The 23,479-nt window shown below is 70.8% G+C and carries 23 protein-coding genes; 20 read left to right on the forward strand and 3 right to left on the reverse strand.

Annotation, left to right across the window (positions count from 1 at the left end; genetic code table 11):
• Positions 1–3: 3 nt before the first annotated feature.
• From IM778_RS07155 to IM778_RS07165, 3 genes are read left to right on the forward strand one after another with little or no spacing between them, the layout of a single operon-like run.
• Positions 4–777 (forward strand): CoA transferase subunit A, encoded by a 774-nt coding sequence (locus IM778_RS07155; RefSeq protein WP_194411333.1) that lies wholly within the window; start codon positions 4–6, stop codon positions 775–777.
• Positions 777–1,430, forward strand: coding sequence for a CoA transferase subunit B (locus IM778_RS07160; RefSeq protein WP_194411334.1), 654 nt, complete (start codon positions 777–779; stop codon positions 1,428–1,430). The genes IM778_RS07155 and IM778_RS07160 overlap by 1 nt, the downstream gene beginning before the upstream one ends.
• Positions 1,427–2,611 (forward strand): acetyl-CoA C-acetyltransferase, encoded by a 1,185-nt coding sequence (locus IM778_RS07165; protein ID WP_194411335.1) that lies wholly within the window; start codon positions 1,427–1,429, stop codon positions 2,609–2,611. The genes IM778_RS07160 and IM778_RS07165 overlap by 4 nt, the downstream gene beginning before the upstream one ends.
• A gap of 19 nt (positions 2,612–2,630) precedes the next feature.
• Here the strand turns inward: IM778_RS07165 and IM778_RS07170 are convergent, their stop codons facing one another.
• The gene (locus IM778_RS07170; RefSeq protein WP_194411336.1) at positions 2,631–2,885 is read right to left on the reverse strand and encodes a cytochrome c-type biogenesis protein; all 255 of its coding nucleotides are present in this window, start codon (positions 2,883–2,885) and stop codon (positions 2,631–2,633) included.
• A 135-nt stretch (positions 2,886–3,020) separates the two neighbouring features.
• Here IM778_RS07170 and IM778_RS17735 point away from each other — a divergent pair, with 135 nt between their 5' ends.
• Genes IM778_RS17735 through ilvC form a run of 6 tightly spaced genes read left to right on the forward strand, consistent with a single transcriptional unit; the run spans position 3,021 to position 10,462 of the window.
• Positions 3,021–4,466: an alpha,alpha-trehalose-phosphate synthase (UDP-forming) gene (locus IM778_RS17735; RefSeq protein WP_228484798.1), complete on the forward strand. Its 1,446-nt coding sequence runs from the start codon at positions 3,021–3,023 to the stop codon at positions 4,464–4,466.
• Positions 4,463–5,257 (forward strand): trehalose-phosphatase, encoded by a 795-nt coding sequence (gene otsB / locus IM778_RS17740; protein WP_228484799.1) that lies wholly within the window; start codon positions 4,463–4,465, stop codon positions 5,255–5,257. The genes IM778_RS17735 and otsB overlap by 4 nt, the downstream gene beginning before the upstream one ends.
• Positions 5,258–5,305: 48 nt before the next feature.
• Positions 5,306–7,012, forward strand: a complete 1,707-nt coding sequence (ilvD, locus tag IM778_RS07180; RefSeq protein ID WP_194411337.1) for a dihydroxy-acid dehydratase — start codon at positions 5,306–5,308, stop codon at positions 7,010–7,012.
• 44 nt (positions 7,013–7,056) lie between these two features.
• Positions 7,057–8,859, forward strand: a complete 1,803-nt coding sequence (locus tag IM778_RS07185) for an acetolactate synthase large subunit (protein ID WP_194411338.1) — start codon at positions 7,057–7,059, stop codon at positions 8,857–8,859.
• A gap of 17 nt (positions 8,860–8,876) precedes the next feature.
• Positions 8,877–9,386, forward strand: a complete 510-nt coding sequence (gene ilvN, locus IM778_RS07190; protein ID WP_194411339.1) for an acetolactate synthase small subunit — start codon at positions 8,877–8,879, stop codon at positions 9,384–9,386.
• Positions 9,387–9,436: 50 nt separating this feature from the next.
• Positions 9,437–10,462 (forward strand): ketol-acid reductoisomerase, encoded by a 1,026-nt coding sequence (gene ilvC, locus IM778_RS07195; RefSeq protein ID WP_194411340.1) that lies wholly within the window; start codon positions 9,437–9,439, stop codon positions 10,460–10,462.
• Between the two features lie 100 nt (positions 10,463–10,562).
• Here ilvC and IM778_RS07200 read toward each other — a convergent pair whose 3' ends face one another.
• Positions 10,563–11,948 (reverse strand): pyridine nucleotide-disulfide oxidoreductase, encoded by a 1,386-nt coding sequence (locus IM778_RS07200; RefSeq protein ID WP_194411341.1) that lies wholly within the window; start codon positions 11,946–11,948, stop codon positions 10,563–10,565.
• Between the two features lie 67 nt (positions 11,949–12,015).
• Between IM778_RS07200 and IM778_RS07205 the strand changes: the two genes are divergently transcribed.
• From IM778_RS07205 to IM778_RS07230, 6 genes are all read left to right on the forward strand, one after another.
• A complete protein-coding gene (locus tag IM778_RS07205; RefSeq protein WP_194411342.1) occupies positions 12,016–12,732 on the forward strand; it encodes a copper homeostasis protein CutC in 717 nt (238 codons plus the stop codon).
• A gap of 78 nt (positions 12,733–12,810) precedes the next feature.
• Complete coding sequence (locus IM778_RS07210; RefSeq protein ID WP_194411343.1) at positions 12,811–13,650, forward strand: peptidoglycan-binding domain-containing protein; 840 nt, start codon at positions 12,811–12,813, stop codon at positions 13,648–13,650.
• A gap of 49 nt (positions 13,651–13,699) precedes the next feature.
• Entirely contained in the window at positions 13,700–14,302 is a 603-nt protein-coding gene (locus IM778_RS07215) for a DNA polymerase III subunit gamma/tau (protein WP_194411344.1), read from the forward strand.
• Positions 14,299–14,673 carry a bacitracin resistance protein gene (locus IM778_RS07220; protein ID WP_194411345.1) on the forward strand — a complete coding sequence of 125 codons (375 nt, stop codon included), beginning with the start codon at positions 14,299–14,301 and terminating at the stop codon, positions 14,671–14,673. The genes IM778_RS07215 and IM778_RS07220 overlap by 4 nt, the downstream gene beginning before the upstream one ends.
• Positions 14,674–14,801: 128 nt before the next feature.
• Positions 14,802–16,406, forward strand: coding sequence for a phosphoglycerate dehydrogenase (serA, locus tag IM778_RS07225; RefSeq protein ID WP_194411346.1), 1,605 nt, complete (start codon positions 14,802–14,804; stop codon positions 16,404–16,406).
• Between the two features lie 3 nt (positions 16,407–16,409).
• On the forward strand, positions 16,410–16,922 hold the full coding sequence (locus tag IM778_RS07230) for a DUF2867 domain-containing protein (protein WP_194411347.1): 513 nt from the start codon (positions 16,410–16,412) through the stop codon (positions 16,920–16,922).
• A gap of 30 nt (positions 16,923–16,952) precedes the next feature.
• On the opposite strand, the gene IM778_RS07235 is transcribed toward IM778_RS07230, so the two are convergent.
• Positions 16,953–17,498 (reverse strand): TetR/AcrR family transcriptional regulator, encoded by a 546-nt coding sequence (locus IM778_RS07235; RefSeq protein WP_194411348.1) that lies wholly within the window; start codon positions 17,496–17,498, stop codon positions 16,953–16,955.
• A gap of 63 nt (positions 17,499–17,561) precedes the next feature.
• Here IM778_RS07235 and IM778_RS07240 point away from each other — a divergent pair, with 63 nt between their 5' ends.
• The 5 genes from IM778_RS07240 to IM778_RS07260 all read left to right on the forward strand — a co-directional run bounded on the left by IM778_RS07240 (position 17,562) and on the right by IM778_RS07260 (position 23,464).
• Positions 17,562–19,103 (forward strand): MFS transporter, encoded by a 1,542-nt coding sequence (locus IM778_RS07240; protein WP_420488847.1) that lies wholly within the window; start codon positions 17,562–17,564, stop codon positions 19,101–19,103.
• 7 nt (positions 19,104–19,110) lie between these two features.
• Positions 19,111–20,163, forward strand: a complete 1,053-nt coding sequence (locus tag IM778_RS07245) for a 3-isopropylmalate dehydrogenase (protein ID WP_194411349.1) — start codon at positions 19,111–19,113, stop codon at positions 20,161–20,163.
• Positions 20,164–20,229: 66 nt separating this feature from the next.
• Positions 20,230–21,336 carry a branched-chain amino acid aminotransferase gene (locus tag IM778_RS07250; RefSeq protein ID WP_194411350.1) on the forward strand — a complete coding sequence of 369 codons (1,107 nt, stop codon included), beginning with the start codon at positions 20,230–20,232 and terminating at the stop codon, positions 21,334–21,336.
• A 108-nt stretch (positions 21,337–21,444) separates the two neighbouring features.
• The gene (locus IM778_RS07255) at positions 21,445–22,212 is read left to right on the forward strand and encodes a fumarylacetoacetate hydrolase family protein (RefSeq protein ID WP_194411351.1); all 768 of its coding nucleotides are present in this window, start codon (positions 21,445–21,447) and stop codon (positions 22,210–22,212) included.
• Positions 22,205–23,464, forward strand: coding sequence for an MFS transporter (locus IM778_RS07260; RefSeq protein WP_194411352.1), 1,260 nt, complete (start codon positions 22,205–22,207; stop codon positions 23,462–23,464). Before IM778_RS07255 ends, IM778_RS07260 begins: the two co-directional genes overlap by 8 nt.
• Positions 23,465–23,479 lie beyond the last annotated feature (15 nt).

The raw sequence follows: 23,479 nt of genomic DNA on the forward strand, positions 1-23,479 counted from the left end.
CACGTGATCGACAAGACCTGGGGCTCGGCGGCCGAAGCGGTCGCCGACATCCCCGACGGCGCGTCTCTCGCGGTGGGAGGATTCGGCTTGTCCGGCAACCCAATCGCGCTCATCGAGGCGCTGCTCGCGCAGGGGACCGGCGAGCTCAGCATCGTCAGCAACAACTGCGGAGTCGATGACTGGGGCCTCGGCATCCTGCTGAACGCGAAGCGCATCCGCAAGATGACCTCGTCGTACGTCGGCGAGAACAAGGAGTTCGAGCGCCAGTTCCTCTCGGGCGAGCTCGAGCTCGAGCTGACGCCGCAGGGGACGCTCGCCGAGAAGCTGCGCGCCGGCGGATCGGGGATCGCCGCGTTCTACACGCAGACCGGCGTCGGCACCCAGGTCGCCGAGGGAGGCCTGCCCCGCCGGTACGACGGGCAGGGAGGCGTCGCGGTGGCCTCTCCGCGGAAGGACGTGCGCACCTTCGACGTCTCCGGCGCCTCGGGCGAGTACGTGCTCGAGGAGGCGATCGTCACCGACTTCGCCCTCGTGCACGCGCTGCGGGGCGACCGGCACGGCAACCTCGTGTTCAACAAGGCCGCCCGCAACTTCAACCCGCTCGCCGCGATGGCCGGACGCGTGTGCATCGCACAGGTCGAAGAGCTCGTCGACCCGGGCGAGCTCGATCCCGACAGCATCCACCTGCCCGGAATCTACGTGCACCGCATCGTGGAGGTCGGGTCCGGCATCGAGAAGCGCATCGAACGGCGCACGGTCACGGAAGGAGCGGCGTGATGGCCCTGACCCGCAACGAGATGGCCGCCCGCGCCGCCCGCGAGCTCTCCGACGGCGCCTACGTCAACCTCGGCATCGGTCTGCCGACCCTGGTGCCGAACTTCGTGCCCGACGGCGTGACCGTCGTGCTGCAGTCCGAGAACGGCATCCTCGGCGTCGGGCCGTACCCGACGGAAGAGAACGTCGACCCCGACCTCATCAACGCCGGCAAAGAGACCGTGACCACGCTCCCGGGGGCGGCGTTCTTCGACTCGGCGACGAGCTTCGGCATGATCCGCGGCGGCAAGATCGACGCCGCCATCCTCGGCGCGATGCAGGTGTCGGCGTCCGGCGACCTGGCGAACTGGATGATCCCCGGCAAGATGGTGAAGGGCCCCGGTGGCGCGATGGACCTCGTGCACGGCGCGGGCCGGGTCATCGTGCTGATGGAGCACGTCGCCAAGGACGGCAGCGCCAAGATCGTCGACGAGTGCTCGCTGCCGCTCACCGGCAAGGGCGTCGTCGACCGCATCATCACCGACCTCGCGGTGATCGATGTCACCGAGAACGGGCTCGTGCTCGTCGAGCTCGCCCCGGGCGTCACGGTCGACGAGGTGCTCGCCGCGACCGAACCGCCCCTGACCGTCGCGATCGAGGAGAGAATCGAAGCATGAACCACGACGACGTCGTCATCGTCGCCGCTGCGCGCACGCCGCAGGGGCGACTGAAGGGCCAGCTCGCGGCACTGACCGCCGTGCAGCTGGGCAGCGCCGCGATCCGCGGTGCGCTCGAGAAGTCGGGCATCCCTGCGGATGCCGTCGACGCGGTGCTGGTCGGGCAGGTGCTGCCGGCCGGATCGGGGCAGAACCCCGCCCGCCAGGCGGCCGTGGGCGCCGGCATCCCGTGGGACGTGCACTCCGGGTCGGTGAACAAGGTGTGTCTGTCGGGCCTGACCGCGATCATCGACGGCGCCCGCATGATCGCCGTCGGCGACGCGAAGGTCGTCGTGGCCGCGGGCATGGAGTCGATGACGCGCGCGCCGCACCTGCTCATGGGCTCGCGCGACGGCTGGGCGTACGGATCGATCGAGGTGCTCGATCACATGGCCTACGACGGGCTGACCGACGCGTACGACCGCGAGAGCATGGGCGCATCGACGGAGCGTCACAACGGCCGGCTCGAGATCACCCGCGAGGCGCAGGATGCCGTCGCCGCGCGGTCGCATCAGCGCGCCGCGGCCGCGCACGCCGAGGGACTGTTCGAAGCCGAGATCGTGACGATCGAGATCCCGCAGCGCAAGGGCGACCCGCTCGTCGTGACCGCCGACGAGGGCGTGCGACCCGACACCACCGTCGAGACGCTCGCCCGCCTGCGTCCGGCGTTCGCCGAGGGCGGCTCGATCACCGCCGGCAACTCGTCGCAGATCTCGGACGGCGCATCGGCCGTCGTGCTCACCAGCCGATCCCACGCGGATGCGAGCGGCTGGCCGGTGCTGGCGGTCGTCGGCGCATCCGGTCAGGTCGCCGGTCCCGACAACTCGCTGCACTCGCAGCCCGCGCGGGCGATCGAGAAGGCGTGCCGGAAGCAGGGCGTCGAGGTGTCGGATCTCGACATCGTCGAGATCAACGAGGCGTTCGGTGCGGTGGTGGCACGGTCCCAGGCCGAGCTCGGGCTCTCGGACGACGTCGTGAACCCCCACGGCGGCGGGATCGCGATCGGACACCCGATCGGGGCATCCGGAAACCGTCTCGTCGTGCACGCCGTGCATGAGCTCGTCCGTCGCGGTGGGGGCACCGCGGCCGTGGCGCTGTGCGGTGGCGGCGGTCAGGGCGACGCGCTCATCCTCACGCGCTGAGGGATTCCGGCTGGGGCGCTCAGCGCTCCAGCCGCCGCCGCAGCAGCTTCTTCTCGCGGCCGTGCACGGGGGAGTCGTTCGCGATGAGGCGTCCGCGCGATGCGCGGCGCACGTCGACGATCGCGCCGATCGCGAGGGCCAGCGAGATCCCCCAGCTGAGCCATGCCAGAGCCGTCCGCCAGGTGAACGGCTCGTTCTCGCGCAGGGACCGCAGCAGCGTCATACCTCCGGTGAACGCCGTGATGATGCCGGTGCCGAAGAGGTACTTGCGCATGGGCCCACGTTAGCGCGGCACGCGCCGGGCTCGCTCCCCTTGACATGGGGTCGATCGCCCGTCAAGGGGCGCGGAAGCCGTCGGCCGCGCTGTTAGCCTGAGCGTGCCGAGTGCCCGCAACCGTCAGGAGCCCGCGTGACAGAGCCCGAACACCTGGCCGAACTCGTCGTCGTCGCCAACCGCCTTCCCGTCGACCGCGTCTTCGACGGTCAAGGAGAGCCGGGCTGGCGCCGCTCGCCGGGAGGTCTCGTGACGGCGCTCGAGCCGGTCATGCGCCGAGCCGACGGCGCCTGGGTCGGATGGCCGGGTCAGCCCGGCATCGACGTCGACCCGTTCGAGTTCGAGGGAACCTACCTCGTCCCCGTTGCGCTGAGCGCCGACGAGGTCGAGAAGTACTACGAGGGGATGTCGAACGACACCTTCTGGCCGCTGTACCACGACGTGATCGCCGAGCCCCGGTACCGCCGCGTGTGGTGGGACTCGTACGTCAAGGTGAACCGGCGCTTCGCCGAGGCCACCGCCGCGGTCGCCGCCCAGGGCGGCACCGTGTGGGTGCAGGACTATCAGCTGCAGCTCGTGCCGCAGATGCTGCGCGAGGCGCGGCCCGACCTCACCATCGGCTACTTCCACCACATTCCGTTCCCCGCATACGGGCTCTACTCGCAGCTGCCGTGGCGACGACAGGTGCTCGAGGGACTGCTCGGCGCGGACGTCATCGGGTTCCAGCGCGTGGCGGACGCCGGCAACTTCGCGCGTGCCGTGCGGCGCCAGATGCGCTACGAGACGAAGGCGTCCGGCATCACCGTCCCGAACCCCGACGGCACCAACCGTCGTGCGCTGGCCCGAGCGTTCCCCATCTCGATCGACGCCTCGTCGTACATCGAGCTCGCACGTCGCGAGGACGTCCAGGCGCGGGCCCGCGAGATCCGCGAGAGCCTCGGCAATCCCCGGAAGATCCTCCTCGGCGTCGACCGGCTGGACTACACCAAGGGCATCAGGCATCGCATGAAGGCGTTCGGCGAGCTGCTCCACGACGGCAAGATCTCGGTGGAGGACGTCACCCTGGTGCAGGTGGCCAGCCCCAGCCGGGAGCGCGTCGGCGCCTACATGCAGCTGCGCGACGAGATCGAGCTCACGGTCGGGCGCATCAACGGCGACTTCGACACGATGGACCACACCGCCATCCGCTACCTGCATCAGGCGTACCCGCGCGAAGAGATGGTCGCGCTGTTCCTCGCCGCCGACGTCATGCTCGTCACCGCGCTGCGCGACGGCATGAACCTCGTCGCGAAGGAGTACGTGGCCTCGCGCATCGACAACCGCGGCGTGCTCGTGCTGAGCGAGTTCGCGGGTGCCGCCGACGAGCTGCCCAGCGCCGTCCGCATCAACCCGCACGACATCGACGGCATGAAGGACGCCATCATGCGCGCGATCGAGATGCCCGCTGCCGAGCAGGGCAGGCGCATGCGTGCCCTGCGCAAGAAGGTCATCGAGAGCGACGTCGCACGGTGGTCGCAGTCCTTCCTCGATGCGCTCGAGGACGCGCGCCGCCTGCGCGGAGCCAGGAAGGCGCGCGCGTGACCGACACCATCGCCGACGACCTGCGCTCGGCCGTCGCCCGCATCGCGGGGACCGAGGTGCTCCTGGTCGCACTCGACTTCGACGGCACGCTGGCACCCCTCGCCGACGACCCGATGAGCGTGCGGATGCTGCCAGCCGCCCGTTTCGCGGTGACGGCGCTGCTGCAGGCACCCGCCACGGTCGTCGCGTTCGTCTCGGGCCGCAGCCTCGCCGACCTCCGCACCATCGGTGAGCACGACGACGCGTCGCGCGTGCTGCTGGCCGGCTCGCACGGCGCCGAGTACTGGATCCCCGGCGAAGGCCCGGTGAGCCACGGCGACGATCCGGCCGCCGCGGCGCTGCGCGATACGCTGCGTGCGCGGGCCGAGCGCGCCGTCGTGCACCTGCGCGGGGTGTGGGTCGAGCCGAAGACGTTCGGGTTCGCCGTGCACACGCGCCTCGCCGACGACGACGCGACCGCCCAGGCGCACCGGCTCGTGGATGCGATCGTCGAGGCCGATGCCCCGCACTGGCGGCGCCGCACCGGTCACAACGTCGTCGAGTTCGCGTTCCGGCACGAGGGGAAGGACTCCGCGATCGCCGAGCTGCGCGACCGCGTCGGCGCGACGGCCGTCCTGTTCGCCGGGGACGACGTCACCGACGAGGACGCGATCCGCAGTCTCGGCGACGCCGATCTCGGCGTGAGGGTCGGTGACGGAGACACCGCCGCCGCGGTGCGGGTGCCCGACATCCCGGCGCTGGCCGAGCTCCTGGCGCTGCTCGCGGCCGAGCGCACGAGCGCCCGGCGGTGACCGTCACGCGGGCCGAGGGGGCTGCTGGGCGGGAATAGACTCGGTGCCATGCCCCAGCCCGAGAACTCCATAGACATCAAGCCTCGCAGCCGGGTCGTCACGGACGGCATCGAAGCGACCACGTCCCGCGGCATGCTGCGCGCGGTCGGCATGGGCGACGAGGACTGGGACAAGCCCCAGATCGGCATCGCGTCCAGCTGGAACGAGATCACCCCCTGCAACCTGAGCCTCGACCGGCTCGCCCAGGGCGCCAAGGAGGGCGTGCACGCCGGCGGCGGCTACCCGCTGCAGTTCGGCACGATCTCGGTCTCGGACGGCATCTCGATGGGCCACGAGGGCATGCACTTCTCGCTCGTCTCGCGCGAGGTGATCGCGGACTCGGTCGAGACCGTGGTCATGGCCGAGCGCCTCGACGGCACGGTGCTCCTCGCCGGGTGCGACAAGTCGATCCCGGGCATGCTGATGGCGTCGGCCCGCCTGGACCTGTCGAGCGTCTTCCTCTACGCGGGATCGATCGCACCGGGCTGGGTGAAGCTCAGCGACGGCACCGAGAAGGACGTCACGATCATCGACTCGTTCGAGGCCGTGGGTGCGTGTCTGGCCGGCAAGATGAGCGAGGCGGACCTCAAGCGCATCGAATGCGCGATCGCCCCGGGCGAAGGCGCGTGCGGCGGCATGTACACCGCGAACACCATGGCGTCGGTGGCCGAGGCCCTGGGCCTCAGCCTGCCCGGATCGGCCGCGCCGCCGTCGGCCGACCGCCGCCGCGACTACTTCGCCCACCGTTCCGGCGAGGCCGTGGTGAACCTGCTCCGGCTGGGCATCACGACGCGCGACATCCTCACGAAGGAGGCGTTCGAGAACGCCATCGCCCTCGCGATGGCGCTCGGCGGCTCGACCAACGTCGTCCTGCACCTGCTCGCGATCGCCCGCGAGGCCGACATCGAGCTGAGCCTGCACGACTTCAACCGCATCGGCGACAAGGTGCCGCACGTGGCCGACATGAAGCCGTTCGGCAAGTACGTCATGAACGACGTCGACCGTCACGGCGGCATCCCGGTCATCATGAAGGCGATGCTCGACGAGGGGCTGCTGCACGGTGACGCGCTCACGGTGACCGGCAAGACGCTGGCCGAGAACCTCGCCGACCTCGATCCCGACCCGGTCGACGGTGACGTCATCCATCGCTTCGACGACCCGATCCATGCCACCGGCGGCATCACGATCCTGCACGGCTCTCTCGCGCCGGAGGGCGCGGTCGTGAAGACCGCCGGTTTCGACGCCGCCGTGTTCGAGGGACCCGCCCGCGTGTTCGAGCGCGAGCGTGCCGCGATGGACGCGCTCGAGGCGGGCGCGATCGACCCGGGCGACGTCATCGTGATCCGCTACGAAGGACCCAAGGGCGGTCCGGGAATGCGCGAGATGCTCGCGATCACCGCCGCCATCAAGGGCGCGGGGCTCGGAAAAGATGTACTACTCTTGACGGACGGACGATTCTCAGGCGGCACAACCGGCCTGTGCATCGGCCACATAGCACCCGAAGCGGTGGACGCAGGTCCTATCGCCTTCGTGCGCGATGGTGATCTGATACGGGTCGATATCGCGGCTCGCACTCTCGACCTACTCGTCGACGAGGCAGAGCTGAGCTCCCGCCGCTCTGGCTGGGAGCCCCTTCCTCCGCGCTATACCCGTGGCGTCCTTGCCAAGTACTCCCGACTCGTGCGCTCCGCTGCAGAGGGCGCGACGACCGGCTGAACTCGGCTTTCCGACATCCCTTCGACCGATTTCGAGGATCACAAATGTCCGCCGAAAGCATTGCCGCCGTTCCGCGGCCACCCGCTCGCACCGCCGCTGCGCCCGTGCTCACGGGCGCAGAGGCGGTCGTCCGCTCGCTCGAGCTGCTCGGCGTCACCGACGTCTTCGGGCTGCCGGGCGGCGCCATCCTCCCGGTGTACGACCCGCTCATGGACGCGAGCGAGCTGCGCCACATCCTGGTCCGCCACGAGCAGGGCGCCGGCCATGCGGCCGAAGGCTACGCCGCGGCATCCAACAAGGTCGGCGTCGCGATCGCGACGTCCGGCCCGGGCGCGACCAACCTCGTGACCGCCATCGCCGACGCCTACATGGACTCGGTGCCGATCGTGTGCATCACCGGCCAGGTCTTCTCGACCCTGATGGGGACGGATGCCTTCCAGGAGGCCGACATCGTGGGCATCACGATGCCGATCACCAAGCACTCGTTCCTCGTGAAGGACGCCTCCGAGATCCCCGGCGCGATCGCCGCCGCGTTCGAGATCGCGTCCACCGGCCGCCCCGGCCCCGTGCTCGTCGACATCACCAAGGATGCGCAGCAGGCCGAGGCGCCGTTCGTGTGGCCGCCGAAGATCGATCTGCCCGGGTATCGCCCCGTCACCAAGGCGCACGGCAAGCAGATCCAGGCGGCCGCGCAGCTGATCGCCGCAGCGAAGAAGCCGGTGCTGTACGTCGGCGGAGGCGTCGTGCGGGCGCAGGCCTCCCGCGAGCTGCGGACGCTGGCCGAGACGACCGGCGCACCCGTCGTGACGACGCTCATGGCCCGCGGCGCGTTCCCCGACTCGCACCATCAGCACCTGGGCATGCCCGGAATGCACGGCACCGTGCCCGCCGTCCTCGCGCTGCAGGAGGCCGACCTCATCGTCGCCCTCGGCTCGCGGTTCGACGACCGCGTGACGGGCAAGGCGGCGCTGTTCGCGCCGAACGCGCAGGTCGTGCACGTCGACATCGACCCCGCCGAGATCTCGAAGATCCGCACCGCCGACGTGCCGATCGTGGGCGACCTGAAAGACGTGCTCGTCGACCTCGACGTCGCCTACCGCGCCGTCAGCGGCGCGGGAAGGCCCGACATCACCGAATGGTGGTCGTTCCTCGAGGGGCTGCGCGACGAGTTCCCCCTCGGCTACACCCAGCCCTCGGACGGTCTGATGTCGCCGCAGTACGTGATCCAGCGCATCGGCGAGCTGACCGGACCCGAAGGCGTGTTCGCCGCCGGCGTCGGCCAGCACCAGATGTGGGCGGCGCAGTTCATCAAGTACGAGCGGCCCAACGCGTGGCTGAACTCGGGCGGCGCCGGCACCATGGGCTACGCGGTCCCCGCCGCCATGGGAGCCAAGGTCGCTCAGCCGGAACGCCACGTGTGGGCGATCGACGGCGACGGCTGCTTCCAGATGACCAACCAGGAGCTCGCCACCTGCGCGATCAACGACATCCCGATCAAGGTCGCGATCATCAACAACTCCTCGCTCGGCATGGTGCGCCAGTGGCAGACGCTGTTCTACGACGGCCGTTACTCGAACACCGACCTCAACACCGGTCACGACACCGTCCGCATCCCCGACTTCGTCAAGCTCGCCGAGGCGTACGGCTGCCTCGCGATCCGCGTCGAGAAGGAAGAGGACGTGGACGCCGCGATCCAGACCGCGCTCGAGACCAACGATCGTCCGGTCGTCATCGACTTCGTCGTGAGCGCCGACGCGATGGTGTGGCCGATGGTCCCGCAGGGCGTCAGCAACAGCTACGTCCAGTACGCGCGCGACCACGCGCCGGCGTTCGAGCAAGAAGACTGAGCGGGGAGGAAGAGAACATGTCGAGCCACGTGCTGAGTCTTCTCGTCGAGAACAAGCCCGGTCTGCTCACCCGTGTCGCGGGTCTTTTCGCCCGTCGCGGATTCAACATCGAGTCGCTGGCGGTGGGTGTCACCGAGGTCCCGGGCCTGTCGCGCATCACCGTCGTCGTCGATGTGGAGGAGCTTCCGCTGGAGCAGGTGACCAAGCAGCTGAACAAGCTCGTCAACGTCATCAAGATCGTCGAGCTCGATCCTGCGGCGTCCGTGCAGCGCGAGCACATGCTGGTCAAGGTCCGCGCCGACAACCAGACCCGCTCGAACGTGCTGGAGGTCGTGAACCTCTTCCGCGCGCAGATCGTCGACTACGCGCCCGATGCGGTCGTGGTGGAGGTCACCGGCGACAAGGGCAAGGTCGACGCCTTCCTGCGGGCACTCGAGCCGTTCGGCGTCAAGGAGCTCGCCCAGTCCGGCCTGCTCGCGATCGGCCGCGGCGGCAAGAGCATCACCGAACGAGTGCTGCGCGGCTGAGTCGCGGCATCCGTCCTTTCCGAACCACAACATCAAGGAGAAACACGAAGATGGCTGAGATCTTCTACGACGCCGATGCCGACCTGAGCATCATCCAGAACAAGAAGGTCGCGATCGTCGGCTACGGCTCGCAGGGGCACGCGCACGCGCAGAACCTGCGGGACTCGGGCGTCGAGGTCGTCATCGCGCTCAAGGACGGCTCGAAGTCGACCGAGAAGGCGCAGGACGAGGGCTTCGAGGTCAAGTCCGTCGCGGACGCCGCCGAGTGGGCGGACCTCATCATGATCCTCGCGCCCGACCAGCACCAGCGGTCGATCTTCAGCGAGAGCATCAAGGACAAGCTGACCCCGGGCAAGACGCTCGCGTTCGCGCACGGCTTCAACATCCGCTTCGGCTACATCCAGGCGCCCGAGGGGGTCGACGTCATCCTCGTCGCACCCAAGGCGCCCGGCCACACCGTGCGTCGCGAGTACGTCGCCGGCCGCGGCATCCCCGACATCATCGCGGTGGAGCAGGATGCCTCCGGCACGGCGTGGCAGACCGCGCTCTCGTACGCGAAGGCCATCGGCGGCACGCGCGCGGGCGTCATCAAGACGACCTTCACGGAAGAGACCGAGACCGACCTGTTCGGCGAGCAGGCCGTGCTGTGCGGCGGCGTCTCCCAGCTGGTGCAGTACGGGTTCGAGACGCTGACCGAGGCCGGCTACCAGCCGCAGATCGCGTACTTCGAGGTGCTGCACGAGCTGAAGCTCATCGTCGACCTGATGTGGGAGGGCGGCATCGCCAAGCAGCGCTGGTCGGTCTCCGACACGGCCGAGTACGGCGACTACGTGTCGGGCCCGCGCGTCATCGACCCGCACGTCAAGGAGAACATGCAGGCCGTGCTCGCCGACATCCAGTCCGGCGCGTTCGCGAAGCGCTTCATCGACGACCAGGACAACGGCGCGACGGAGTTCCTCGAGCTGCGCGAGAAGGCCGCCCAGCACCCGATCGAGGCCGTCGGCAAGGACCTGCGCGCGCTCTTCGCATGGAAGCAGCAGGACGAGGACTACGTGGAGGGCAACGCGGCGCGCTGACGCCCCGCCGACCCTCACGTATCGAAACCCGCGCGATCGCGCGAGGCGTGCGAAGCCCGGTCCCCACAAGGGGCCGGGCTTCCGTCATCCGTCATCCGTCTCACCCGGCGCGGACCGGCCCGGCAGCGGCCAGCTCGGCGAGCCGCTGCCGTCCGGCGCCGATGCACTCGCGCAGCCGCCGCACGGCGGCGATCACGGCCGGGTCGTCCGTGCGCTCCGGCGGGATCCGCGACGGGTTGAGGGTCGTGGCGTTCGCCCACTGGCGGATGTCGTCCTCGTTCGCCATCGCGAGCGACGCGTCGCCGCCGATCACCTGCATCGCCGTCCAGTCGGCCGGCGTGTCGGCGTACGGCGAGGGACGGCACACCGCGTTCTTCTCCTCATCGGTGTCGCGCGTCGCCTCGACGTAGCCGGTGAGCGCGGCGCCGAAGCACGGGAAGCCGACGCGGACCGGCTGCGGCGTGATCACGCCGGGCCTCCAGATCGGCACGAGCCCGGGGTACTTGAGCCCGGACGCCGCGCAGTGCACGATCACGGCGTCGCGGGGAATCCGGACGTCTCCCTCGGCGAAGCGCAGCCGGCCCGGTTCGACGCCGCGCAGGTGCCCTCGCCGCACGACGTCCTCGATGGAACGCAGCAGCTCGAGCTCCCACGTCGCGAGCGTCGGGGTCTTCGCCATCGTCGGGGTCGCCGTGCGATCGATGCGCAGCATGACGCCGGCGGCCTCCATGCGCAGGAAGAGATCGTCCGCCGACGACGCCTCGGCCGCCGCCGTCATGGTGTCGGCGGCCATGCCGAGGAAGATCGCGGGATCGGGCTGGACCACGGCGCGGTTGAGCAGCCACGGATCGCGCGGGCGCACCCACGTGATGGCGTCGGGGGCGACACCCTGGCGGAGGAGCCAGACGGCCGCATCCATCGCGGTCTTGCCCGCGCCGACGAGCACGAACCGTCCCGGCGCTGCGGCGATCTTCACGAGCCCGTTCACCGGGATGACGTGGGCGCCGTCCGATTCGAAGGGAGGAGGTGTGAGCGCGGGGATGTCGGGCGAGAGGTATCGCGCGTCGACCAGGCGAGCGCGGGGCGCGACGAACCGCGTGCCCGTCAGCCGCGACACGAACCGTCCCTCGCCGACGTACTCGCTGTTCCAGTGGAAGGTCACCTTCCCGCTCTGCGAGAGCCGCTCGGCGACGCGCGCGTAGTACTCGCAGACCTCGGCGGCCGACGCGCGCTCCTGCAGGCCCCGTTCGGGACCCTCCTGCTGCAGTCGTCCGCCGCCGAGGCGCGTGGACGCGACGCCGTAGAACGCCGACGCCTGGTGGAGCCGGACGAACGCGTAGTCGTCGAGCCAGTGCCCGCCCGCGCCGAATCGCCGATCGACGACCGCGACCGACACGTCGGCCCGGGCCGTGAGCGCGTCGGTGAACGCCATGCCCATGGCCCCTGCCCCCAGCACGAGGTAGTCGGCGTCGACTGCGACCTCCACGTGCTCATCCGACCACCGGCGCGGCACAGCGTCAAGGCGCCCCGCCACGCCGGATAGGCTTCCTCGCATGTCTGTGCGCCCCGTCGAGATCGCCGTCCAGGACCCCGCAGGCGCCCGTGATGCGGTCGCGGCGGGCGCCGTGCGGCTCGAGCTCTGCCAGGCGCTCGATGTCGGCGGGCTGACCCCGTCGCTCGCGATGCTCGAGGCGGTGCTCGGCGCGGTCGATCCGGCTGCGGTGAACGTACTCGTCCGCCCCCGCCCCGGCGGTTTCGTCTACACCCCCGACGAGGTCGCCCTCGTCGCGGCCGACATCCGCGCGTGCGTCGTGCGAGGCGCCGGCGGAGTCGTGATCGGGGCCCTCGACGGGGCCGGCGGGCTCGATCGCGAGGCCGTCCGTCGGTGGCGGGATGCCGCAGGCCCGGCGACGCTGGTGTTCCATCGCGCGATCGACGCCGCGCCGGATCCGTCCGCGGTGTTCGACGCGCTCCTCGCCGAGGGGGTCGACCGGGTCCTCACGTCGGGCGGCGCGGCGCGGTCGATCGACGGCGTCGGACGACTGGCCGAGTTCGCGGCCCGCTCCGGGCGCGTCGAGGTGATGGCGGGAGGCGGTGTGCGCGTCGTCGACATCCCGGTGCTGTTCGCCGCCGGTGTCGACGCGGTGCACCTCTCGGCGCGCGCCCGCGCGGGGCTCGACGCCCCCTCTGGTCCGGGCGGGGGATCCGACGGTCACGACGTGACCGACGCCGCGCTTGTGCGGGAGGCGGTCGCCGCCGCGCGGACGTGAACGCGGGCCCCACGGACGCACGTATCACGGCGCGCTGACCCTGCCTCCCCCTGGGGAGACCGAAACAGAGGAGCCGTCATGAACATCGAACCGTGGACCACCGTCGGGACCGGAGCAGAGGGTCCGGTCGTGTCCGGCATCCAGTACCTGCTGCGCGCCCAGGGGCACGCCGTCGTCGTCGACGGCGACTACGGTCCCGTGACCGCGGCGGCGGTCGCCGCGTTCCAGGCGGTGGAGGGGATCGCGGCGGACGGTGTCGTCGGACCTGTCACGTGGCCGCGACTGGTCGTGCCGAGCGGGCCGGGGGCGACGGGCGACGCCGTCCGCGCGGTGCAGCAGTTCGGGCTGCTCCGCTCTCCGGGGGAGGATCCGCTCCTCGTCGACGGCGTGTTCGGTCCGCTGACGAAGGAACGCGTCGAGTTCTTCCAGGAGTCCTGGGGGCTCACGCTCGACGGCGTCGCGGGCCGCGAGACGTGGTCGTTCCTCAGCACCGCCATGCCGGGACCGCGGCCCTGGGCTCTCGTGAAGCAGGGCTCGTCGCAGGCCACGAACTGGCGCGCGCTCGCGGCGCAGCACCTGCTGCGCCACCACGGCGCGGCCATCGCCGCGGACGGCGCGTTCGGTCCGGCCAGCGGCGCCGCGGTCCAGGCGTTCCAGCAGACGCTGCGCACCGACGAGATCTCGACGACGCTGGGGCAGCTCGACTGGCCGAGCCTCATCGTCACGGTGCGGCTCGGCGACACGGGAGAGGCGGTCCGGGCGCTGCAGACGCTGCTCGCGGACCTGGCCGTCGACGGTGCCTTCGGTCCGCTCACGGACGCGGCCGTCCGCGAGTTCCAGTCGATGTTCGCTCCGCCGGCCGACGGGATCGTCGGACCCGTCACGTGGCACGCGCTCACAGTGCGGCTCTTCGATTGAGCGCGGCACGGCATCCCCGCCGGCAGACGCGCCCCACTACGCTGAACTCGTGACGACCGGACGCGACGACGACGCCCTGACCTGGGACGGCGACGACGACCCCACCCTCGACGTCGGCGCGTCCGATGCGGGCGGTGAGGTGCCGGCGGCAGAGGCCGCGAGCCCCGAACCGACCGACACCGAACCGACCGACGCCGAACCGGACGCCGCCGCGGGGACCGCGGTGCTTCCCGAGGGGTTCACCGCGGTCGGCAGGGGGAGTGAGCGTGTCTCATCCGCCGACGCGGCGGCCGGGCCGGCCGGCGCGCCGGCGGACGCGGTCGCCGTGGACGGCGAGGCAACGGCCGCCAAGACCCCGATGGGGAACGCCGAGCTCATCGTGCTCGGCGTGCTCGGCGGCGTGTATGCGCTCTTCGCCGTCGGCTGGCTGATCGGCGGCCTGCGCCTGCAGGGCTGGCGTCCGTTCCTGGTGACCGACGCGATGTACCAGGGCAGCCTGTGGCTCGCGGTGCTCGCCCCGGTGCTGTGGTTCGCGACGGTGTTCCTGCTCACGCGCGCGTCGCGCTCGTGGGTGCGGTTCGCGTGGCTCGCCGCGGGTGTGGTGCTGCTGGTGCCGTGGCCTTTCGTCATGATCGGGGCGGTGGGGCAATGAGCGACACGACACCGGATGCCGCGGCATCCGTCCCCGCGAAGGGCAGGACGCCGACCTGGCTCGTCGCGACCATCTCGGGCCTCGTCGGCCTCTTCTACGCCTACGCGGTGTGGAACGCGATCGGCAACCTCATCGAGACGGTCGGGTTCTACGGCGAGGCGGGCATGTCGCTGACCCCGCTGGGCTGGCTGGTCTGGATCTTCGCGGCGGTCTTCCCGCTGCTCGTGTGGGGCGCGGCGTTCGCGCTGGCCCACCGGCGCGCGGCGCACGAGCTGCTCCTCGTGATGATCACCGGGCTCGCGCTCGTCGCGGTGTTCTGGCTCAATGTCGTCGCCTACACCACGCTCAACACGACGTCGCTGGTGTCGTGACGTTCGTCACACGGTCAGGGCGCCGCGACTCGCCACGATAGGCTGGGCAACGGCCCGCCCCCGCTGGCGTGCGGCGCGGCATCCGCTCTGCTCTGCGCCGTCGCGCACCGCCCCCGAAGGAATCACCCGTGACGAAGCCTGTCGTCCTCATCGCCGAAGAGCTCTCTCCCGCCACGATCGACGCACTGGGTCCAGACTTCGATGTGCGCTACGTCGACGGCACCGACCGGCCCGCCCTGCTGTCTGCGCTGGCCGACGCGAACGCGGTGCTGATCCGCTCGGCGACGAAGATCGACGCCGAGGCGATCGCCGCGGCCCCCGTGCTCAAGGTCGTCGCGCGTGCGGGCGTCGGGCTCGACAACGTCGACATCAAGACGGCGACCACGGCGGGCGTGATGGTGGTCAACGCGCCCACCTCCAACATCATCTCGGCGGCCGAGCTGACCGTCGGTCACATCCTGAGCCTGGCCCGCCGCATCCCCGCCGCGCACGCGTCGCTCGCCGCCGGCCAGTGGAAGCGCAGCGCGTACACCGGCACCGAGCTCTTCGAGAAGACGGTCGGAATCATCGGGCTGGGTCGCATCGGCGCGCTCATCGCAGCGCGACTGCAGGCGTTCGGTGTGGCGGTCGTGGCGTATGACCCCTATGTCACGCCCGCGCGCGCCCAGCAGCTCGGCGTGACCCTGCTCGAACTGGACGAGCTGCTCGCGACCAGCGACTTCGTCACCATCCACATGCCGAAGACCCCCGAGACGACGGGCATGATCGGCGCCGAGCAGTTCCGTCTGATGAAGCCGACGGCCTTCGTCGTCAACGTCGCGCGCGGCGGCCTCATCGACGAGGAGGCGCTGCACGCCGCGCTCACCAGCGGCGAGATCGCGGGTGCCGGCCTCGACGTGTTCACGAGCGAGCCGCCCGCGCCCGACGGCACGGCCTTCCCGCTCCTGGCTCTGCCCAACGTCGTCGTCACGCCGCACCTCGGCGCCTCGACCGACGAGGCGCAGGAGAAGGCGGGCGTCTCGGTCGCGAAGTCCGTGAAGCTCGCGCTCGAGGGCGACCTCGTGCCCGACGCCGTGAACGTGGCGGGCGGGGTCATCGACCCGTTCGTGCGTCCCGGGATCGCGCTCGTCGAGCAGCTCGGCCAGTTCTTCACGGGCCTCGCGCACAGCGCGCTCACCAGCCTCGACATCGAGGTGCGCGGTGAGCTGGCGGCCTACGACGTCAGCGTGTACCGCCTGGCCGCGCTCAAGGGCATCCTCGCGAACGTCGTCAGCGAGAACGTCTCGTACGTGAACGCGCCGCTGTTCGCCGAGCAGCGCGGCATCGAGACGCGGCTCATCGTCGAGGCCGAGAGCCCGCTGTACCGCAACATCACCATCCTGCGCGGCACACTCGCGGACGGCTCCGTCCTCACCGTGGCCGGCACGCTCGCCGGCACGCGCATGGTGCCCAAGGTGGTGGGCATCAACGGCTACGAGATCGAGGTGCCGATCGAACGCCACCACCTCGTGATGCGGTACGCCGACCGCCCGGGCATCGTGGCGATCTACGGCCAGAGGCTGGGCGACGCGGGCATCAACATCGCCGGTCTGCAGGTCGCGCAGGCCGACGCGAGCGGGCGTGCCCTGTCGGTGCTCACCGTGGACTCGCCGGTGCCCGAGGAGCTGCTCGAAGAGATGCGCGACTCCGTCGGCGCGGACCTGTTCCGCCGCATCGAGGTCACCGAGGACTGAATGATGGCGCCGGTCGAGGGTCTCGCATCCGCACCGGCGCCCTCGCCCGCCCGTGCCGGATCTCCGGCCTTCCGCAGTCTCGCGTTCGAAGGGCTCTCCCGGTTCGACTACGGCGACGTGATCCTGGCGTCGAAGCCGCCGCGCACGACCGGCGATCCGCGCGAGTGGGCCGAGACGCTGTTCGCCCCGAAGTCCTCGCCGCTGTGGGTCAAGGCGGCCATGGGGCTGCGCATCGCGCTCGCTCCGCTGCTGCGCCTCGAGGCGGCGCCTCGAGGCGTGTTCGATGTGCGACGCGTCGAGGGTGAGGAGGCGCTCATCGAGTACGCCGATGCGCATCTGACGTTCCGCTGCGGCGTGGGAGTGGATGCCGCTGCGTCTGTTGTGCGCGTGACGACGGTCGTCACGTTCAACGACTGGCGAGGGCGCGTCTACTTCACGCCGGTCTCGCTGCTGCACCCGCTCGTGGTGCACGCGATGCTCCGGCGCACGCGGCGCAGGCTCGCCGCCCGCCGCTGAGCCGGCCGGTCGGACGCCGCGGGGCGGCGATCAGAGCCGGATCGCCTCTTCCACGAGCGCGATGACGGCTTCGAGCGCCTCGCCGCGCGGCACCACCGTGAGTGGCGCATCCCCGCCGAGGGCGTTGTTGAAGTAGAGGCCGTCGCTGACCAGCATGACGAGGTCGAGGGCGGCCGTGCTGCGCGTATGCGGCCGCAGGGCGTCCTCCCAGCGCGCCCGCATCTCGTGCAGCGCGGCGATCGCCGGCGCGTTGCCGGACTGAGCCAGGCGGGAGGCGGCGATGATCGCGCGATCCAGCGGTGCGTTCTCCATGACCGACGAGCGCAGGAAGTACGCCACCGGTCCTTCCGCCGCGGACTCGATCGCGGCGACGTCCTCGTCGACGAGCTCGGCGAGCCGCACGATGAGTCCGGCCTCGAGGGCCTCCTTCGTGCCGAAGTGGTAGAGCAGGCCGCCCTTCGACACGCCCGCGGCGCGTGCCGTGGCGTCCATCGTCGCGGCGCGCTCGCCCTCATCGATGAGGATGCGCTCGAAGGCGTCGAGCACCTTCTCGCGTGCCAGGGGAGGGCGGCTCATGGCGTCGATCGTATCGACACGGGCAGCGGCATCCTGATACTATACCGGCTGGACGGTATAGAAATGATGACACTCACGCAAGAACTCTCCCTCGCCGAGGCGCAGTCCCGCCGCGTCGGCTGGCGCGGCTGGGCAGCGCTCGTCGTGCTCATGCTGCCGGTGCTGCTGGTCTCGGTCGACAACACGGTGCTGAGCTTCGCGCTGCCCGGGATCGCGCTGGACCTCGAGCCCACGAGCACGCAGCAGCTGTGGATCATCGACGCCTACCCGCTGGTGCTCGCCGGGCTGCTCGTCACGATGGGCACCCTCGGCGACCGTTTCGGCCGGCGACGGATGCTGCTGATCGGCGCGACCGGATTCGCCGCGGTGTCGGCGCTGGCCGCGTTCGCCCCGACGGCCGCCTGGCTCATCGCCGCACGCGCGGGCATGGGCGTCTTCGGCGCCATGCTCATGCCGTCGACGCTCTCGCTGCTGCGAAGCGTCTTCACCGACCGCGACCAGCGGCGACTCGCGATCGCGATCTGGGCCGCGATGTTCTCGGCCGGTTCCGCCCTGGGCCCGATCGTCGGCGGAGTGCTCCTCGAGCACTTCGCCTGGGGCTCGGTGTTCCTGCTCGCGGTGCCGGTGCTGGTGCCGCTTCTCGTGCTCGCGCCGATCCTCGTGCCCGAGAGCCGCGACCCGAGCCCGGGGCGGATCGATCCGGTGAGCATCCTGCTGTCGATGGCGACGATGATCCCCGTCGTGTACGGCATCAAAGAGCTCGCGGTGCACGGCTTCGGCCTCATGACGTGGCTGCCGATCCTCGCGGGCGCCGGCTTCGGCATCCTTTTCGTCCGTCGTCAGCTGCGCGCCCGCACCCCGATGCTCGACATGCGGCTGTTCCGCCAGGGCACCTTCAGCGGGGCGCTCGCGATCAACTTCCTCAGCGTCATCGCGCTCGTCGGCTTCCTGTTCTTCGTCGCGCAGCATCTGCAGCTGGTCGTCGGGCTGCCGCCGCTGCAGGCGGGACTCGCGCTGGTGCCGGGGCTGGTGACGATGATCGCAGCGGGGCTGCTGGTCGTGCCGATCTCGAAGAAGTGGCCTGCTCGCGTCGTCATCCCGGTCGCCCTCGTCTTCTCGGTGCTGGGCTACGTCACGGTCGCCTTCGCGACCGGCCCCGACAGCATCGGAGCACTCGTGGCCGCGTTCATCTCGCTCGGGATCGGCATCGGCTGCGCCGAGACCGTGTCGAACGAGCTGGTGCTGGCGAGCGCCCCTCCCGCCAAGGCCGGCGCCGCGAGCGCCGTGTCCGAGACCGCGTACGAGCTCGGCGCGGTGCTGGGCACCACCGTGCTCGGCGGCATCCTGACGGCGCTGTACCGCGCGAACCTCGTGATCCCGGACGGTGTTCCGGATGCCGCGGCCGCCGCCGCAGCCGAGACGCTCGCGGGCGCCGTGCACGCGGCCGACGAGATCGGCGGGACGACCGGCGACGCGCTGCACGCGGCGGCCGCTCACGCGTTCGACGCCGGCATCACCGTGACGGCCCTCATCGGGGCGGCGCTCGTCGTCACGGCGGGCGTCATCGCGGCCACTACCCTGGGAGGGTCCCGCCAGAAGTCGTAGGAGCACCATGTCGCGTGTCGTGAAGCTGGCCGTCATCCCAGGTGACGGCATCGGTCCCGAGGTCATCGCCGAGGCGGAGAAGGTGCTGGATGCCGCGACCGCGGGCAGCGGCATCCGTTTCGAGAAGACGCGATTCTCGCTGGGCGCCGCCCGCTTCCTCGAGACCGGGGACACGCTGACGGATGCCGACCTCGCGTCCATCGCCCAGCACGACGCCATCCTGCTCGGCGCCGTCGGGGGAGTACCGGGCGACACGCGTCTGAAGGACGCCAACATCGAGCGCGGACTGCTGCTGAGACTGCGGTTCGAGCTGGACCACTACGTCAACCTGCGTCCCTCGAGGCTCTCCCCGGGTGTGGCGAGCCCGCTCGCGAGCCCGGGCGACATCGACTTCGTCGTGGTCCGCGAGGGCACCGAAGGGCCGTACGTCGGCAACGGAGGGTCGATCCGCAAGGGCACGCCGCACGAGGTCGCCAACGAGACGTCCGTGAACACCGCGTACGGCGTGGAGCGGGTCGTGCGGTACGCGTTCGATCTCGCCGAGCGCCGCTCGAAGCGCGTGACGCTCGTGCACAAGACCAACGTGCTGGTGCACGCCGGCGGCATCTGGAAGCGCCTGGTCGACGAGATCTCGCTCGAGCACCCCGACGTCGCCGTAGACTATCTGCACGTCGACGCGGCCACCATCTTCCTGGTCACGAACCCCGGCCGGTTCGACGTCATCGTCACCGACAACCTCTTCGGCGACATCCTGACCGACCTGGCCGGCGCCGTCACCGGTGGCATCGGCCTCGCCGCTTCGGGCAACATCAACCCCGACGGCGCGTTCCCCTCGATGTTCGAGCCCGTCCACGGGTCGGCGCCCGACATCGCAGGACAGCAGAAGGCCGACCCCACGGCCGCGATCCTCTCGGTCGCGCTGCTGCTCGATCACCTCGGGCAGCGCGACGAAGCCCGGCGCGTCACCGCCGCCGTCGAGGAGGATCTCGCCGAGCGGGGCGACTCCGCCCGCACCACGGCGCAGATCGGCGACGCCATCGCCGCCCGGCTCCAGGCGTAACCTGGACCCAGAGCAAGCGCCGCCACCGACCCGCGGATCCCGTCCGCACGAAAGTACAGGCCCGTCATGACCCTCATCGACTCCGACCCCGACACCGGACTCGCCCCGCTCGAGTTCACGGTCCACCGCAACCTGCAGGCGCGCTCCGCCGAGCAGCGCGAAGAGGTCCTCGCGAATCCCGGCTTCGGCACGCACTTCACCGACCACATGGTCGACATCTGCTGGTCGGTCGGCGGCGGCTGGCACCGGCCGCGCGTGCAGCCGTACGGTCCGCTCTCGCTCGACCCGGCCGCCGCCGTGCTGCACTACGGCCAGGAGATCTTCGAGGGCATCAAGGCCTACCGGCACGCGGACGGCTCCGTCCACACCTTCCGCCCCGACCAGAACGGACGCCGCCTGCAGCGTTCTGCCCGCCGTCTCGCGCTGCCCGAGCTGCCGGTGCCGTACTTCATCCAGTCGCTGCGCGAGCTCGTCGCGGTCGACGGCGACTGGGTGCCCTCGGGTCAGGACCAGAGCCTGTACCTGCGGCCCTTCATGTTCGCCAAGGAGGCGTTCCTCGGCGTGCGCCCCGCGCACAAGGTCGCGTACTACGTCATCGCCTCGCCCGCGGGCGCGTACTTCAAGGGCGGCGTGAAGCCGGTGTCGATCTGGCTCAGCGAGGACTACGCCCGCGCCGGCAAGGGCGGGACGGGGGCCGCGAAGACCGGGGGCAACTACGCCGCGAGCCTCCTCCCGCAGTCCGAGGCGTACGAGAACGAGTGCGACCAGGTCGTCTTCCTCGACCAGGACCGCAACGTCGAAGAGCTCGGCGGCATGAACGTGGTGTTCGTGTACAAGGACGGCACGCTGGTCACGCCGCAGTCCGACTCGATCCTCGAGGGCATCACGCGGGACTCGATCCTGCAGCTCGCGGCGGATCGCGGCCACAAGGTGGAGGGTCGCGCCGTCTCGTTCGACGAGTGGCGACAGGGTGTCGCATCCGGCGACATCGTCGAGGTGTTCGCCTGCGGCACCGCCGCCGTCGTCACCCCGATCGGCCTGCTCAAGGGCAAGGACTTCGTCGACGAGCAGCCCACCGGCGAGCTCGCGCTGTCGCTGCGCGAAGAGCTCACCGACATCCAGTACGGCCGCCGCGAAGACAAGCACGGCTGGCTGCTGCGGCTCGACGCCTGAGCACCTCAGCGCCGCGTTTCGTCTCGCTTCGCTCGCTCGACGACCGAACCCGGTCGTCGAGCGAGCGAGACGAGACACAGCGTCCGAGCCGGTGGCTAGGCTGATCCGGTGAGGATCGCGCGCTTCAGCCACAATGACGCCATCAGGTTCGGGATCGTCGACGAGGGCGAGCTGGTCGTCCTCGCAGGCGATCCGATGTTCGCGGGGTACGACACGACGGGGGAGCGGGTGCCGCTGGCCGACGTCGCCCTGCTCGCGCCGGTCATCCCGCGTTCGAAAGTGGTCTGCGTCGGGCGGAATTACCGCGATCACGCGGCCGAGCTCGGCAACGACGTCCCCGCCGAGCCGATGCTGTTCTTCAAGCCGAACACGTCGGTGGTCGGTCCCGGCGACGCGATCGTGCTGCCGCCGCAGTCCGAGCGCGTCGACTTCGAGGGCGAGCTCGCGGCCGTCATCGGCCGCATCGGCAAGAACGTGCCGGCCGAGCGCGCCCTCGAGTACGTGTTCGGCTACACGATCGCCAACGACGTCACGGCGCGCGATCTGCAGAAGACCGACGGGCAGTGGGCCCGTGCGAAGGGCTTCGACACGTTCTGCCCGCTGGGCCCCGCCATCGAGACCGAGTTCGATCCCGCCGGCGACGCCGTCGTCACGACGCGGGTCAACGGCGAGGTGCGGCAGCAGGGACCGATCAGCGACATGATCTTCTCGCTGGCCGACGTCATCGCCTACGCATCGGCGGCGTTCACGCTCCTGCCGGGGGATGTCATCCTCACCGGCACGCCCGCCGGCGTGGGGCCCTTCGTCGCGGGCGACACCGTCGAGGTCGAGATCACCGGCCTCGGCATCCTGCGCAATCACGCCCGCAATGCCTGACACCGTCCTCGCCACCGCACCCGAAGAGGTCGCCCGCGTCCAGCGGCGCACCGTGTGGGTGCTCTCTCTCGGGCAGGTGCTGGGCGGTCTCGCGTTCGGTGCCACGCTGTCGCTCGGAGCGGTGCTCGCCGCCGAGCTCTCGGGAGACGAGGCGTTCTCCGGACTCGCGGCCGCCGCGGTCACGCTCGGCACCGCGGCGACGGCGGTTCCGCTCGCGATGGTGGCGCGCCGGCGCGGGCGGCGGCTGTCGCTGACGCTCGGCATGGCGGTGGCGCTCGTCGGCGTGGTGCTGGTGGTCGCCGCCGTCGCCCTCGGCGCCTTCCTGCTGCTGCTCGCAGCGTTCCTCATCATCGGCGCAGGGCAGGCGGCGAACCTCCAGTCGCGCTTCGCCGCGGCCGATCTCGCCACGGATGCCTCGCGCGGCCGTGACCTGTCGATCGTGGTGTGGGCGACCACCATCGGGGCCGTCCTCGGCCCGAACCTGACCGGGCCGGGCGAGGTGGTCGGTCGCGCGGTCGGCATGCCGCCGCTGACCGGGCCGTACCTGTTCACGATCGTCGCGCAGTTGCTCGCGATCGGCGTCTACCTCGCGGCGATGCGGCCCGACCCGCTGCTGCTCGCGCAGCGCGTGGTCGCGGCGGCCGCACCGGGATCGCGCCCGATCGCGCGGGCCGACAGCCCGGTGGCGGCCCGCTATGCGATCTTCGCCGTCGCTGCGGCGCACGGCACGATGGTGTCGGTGATGGCGATGACGCCCGTACATCTCGTGCATCTCACGCACGGCGCCTCCGAGGCGGCGACGCTGTCGGTCATCGGTCTCACCATCAGCCTCCACATCGCCGGGATGTATGCGCTGTCGCCGGTGTTCGGCATCCTCTCCGACCGGATCGGCCGTGTGCCCACGATCCTCGTGGGCCAGGCTCTCCTCGCCGCGGCCCTGCTGACGGCGTCGTTCGGGCAGCAGTCGACGCTCGCCGTGACGATCGCGCTCATCCTGCTCGGACTGGGGTGGAGCGCCTCGACGGTCGCGGGGTCGACTCTCCTCACCGAAGCGTCGTCCGAGGAGCGACGCACGCGCCGCCAGGGGTTCAGCGACTTCACGATGAGCATCGTCGGCGCCGCCGGCGCGATCGCCGCAGGCGGCCTGCTCGGCTGGATCGGCTATGGCGGGCTCGCCCTCGTCGTGATGGTTCTCGTGGCCGCCGCCACACTCCTCGCGCCGCTCGGGCTGCGGCTCGCGGGCAAGCCCTGACGGGAGGGCGGGCCC

Origin of the sequence: Microbacterium cremeum, from assembly GCF_015277855.1 — a bacterium.
In the GTDB taxonomy this organism is placed as follows: Bacteria; Actinomycetota; Actinomycetes; order Actinomycetales; family Microbacteriaceae; genus Microbacterium; species Microbacterium cremeum.

Bases quoted from the DNA above. Each gene is read 5' to 3' on its own strand.
- IM778_RS07245 (WP_194411349.1), top strand. From the start codon at position 19,111: ATGTCGCGTGTCGTGAAGCTGGCCGTCATCCCAGGTGACGGCATCGGT.
- IM778_RS07235 (WP_194411348.1), bottom strand. From the start codon at position 17,498: ATGAGCCGCCCTCCCCTGGCACGCGAGAAGGTGCTCGACGCCTTCGAG.
- IM778_RS07230 (WP_194411347.1), top strand. From the start codon at position 16,410: ATGGCGCCGGTCGAGGGTCTCGCATCCGCACCGGCGCCCTCGCCCGCC.
- IM778_RS07170 (WP_194411336.1), bottom strand. From the start codon at position 2,885: ATGCGCAAGTACCTCTTCGGCACCGGCATCATCACGGCGTTCACCGGA.
- IM778_RS07240 (WP_420488847.1), top strand. From the start codon at position 17,562: ATGATGACACTCACGCAAGAACTCTCCCTCGCCGAGGCGCAGTCCCGC.
- IM778_RS07205 (WP_194411342.1), top strand. From the start codon at position 12,016: ATGTCTGTGCGCCCCGTCGAGATCGCCGTCCAGGACCCCGCAGGCGCC.
- IM778_RS07185 (WP_194411338.1), top strand. From the start codon at position 7,057: ATGTCCGCCGAAAGCATTGCCGCCGTTCCGCGGCCACCCGCTCGCACC.
- IM778_RS07250 (WP_194411350.1), top strand. From the start codon at position 20,230: ATGACCCTCATCGACTCCGACCCCGACACCGGACTCGCCCCGCTCGAG.
- IM778_RS07165 (WP_194411335.1), top strand. From the start codon at position 1,427: ATGAACCACGACGACGTCGTCATCGTCGCCGCTGCGCGCACGCCGCAG.
- ilvN (WP_194411339.1), top strand. From the start codon at position 8,877: ATGTCGAGCCACGTGCTGAGTCTTCTCGTCGAGAACAAGCCCGGTCTG.
- IM778_RS07220 (WP_194411345.1), top strand. From the start codon at position 14,299: ATGAGCGACACGACACCGGATGCCGCGGCATCCGTCCCCGCGAAGGGC.
- IM778_RS07210 (WP_194411343.1), top strand. From the start codon at position 12,811: ATGAACATCGAACCGTGGACCACCGTCGGGACCGGAGCAGAGGGTCCG.
- ilvD (WP_194411337.1), top strand. From the start codon at position 5,306: ATGCCCCAGCCCGAGAACTCCATAGACATCAAGCCTCGCAGCCGGGTC.
- IM778_RS07160 (WP_194411334.1), top strand. From the start codon at position 777: ATGGCCCTGACCCGCAACGAGATGGCCGCCCGCGCCGCCCGCGAGCTC.
- ilvC (WP_194411340.1), top strand. From the start codon at position 9,437: ATGGCTGAGATCTTCTACGACGCCGATGCCGACCTGAGCATCATCCAG.
- IM778_RS07260 (WP_194411352.1), top strand. From the start codon at position 22,205: ATGCCTGACACCGTCCTCGCCACCGCACCCGAAGAGGTCGCCCGCGTC.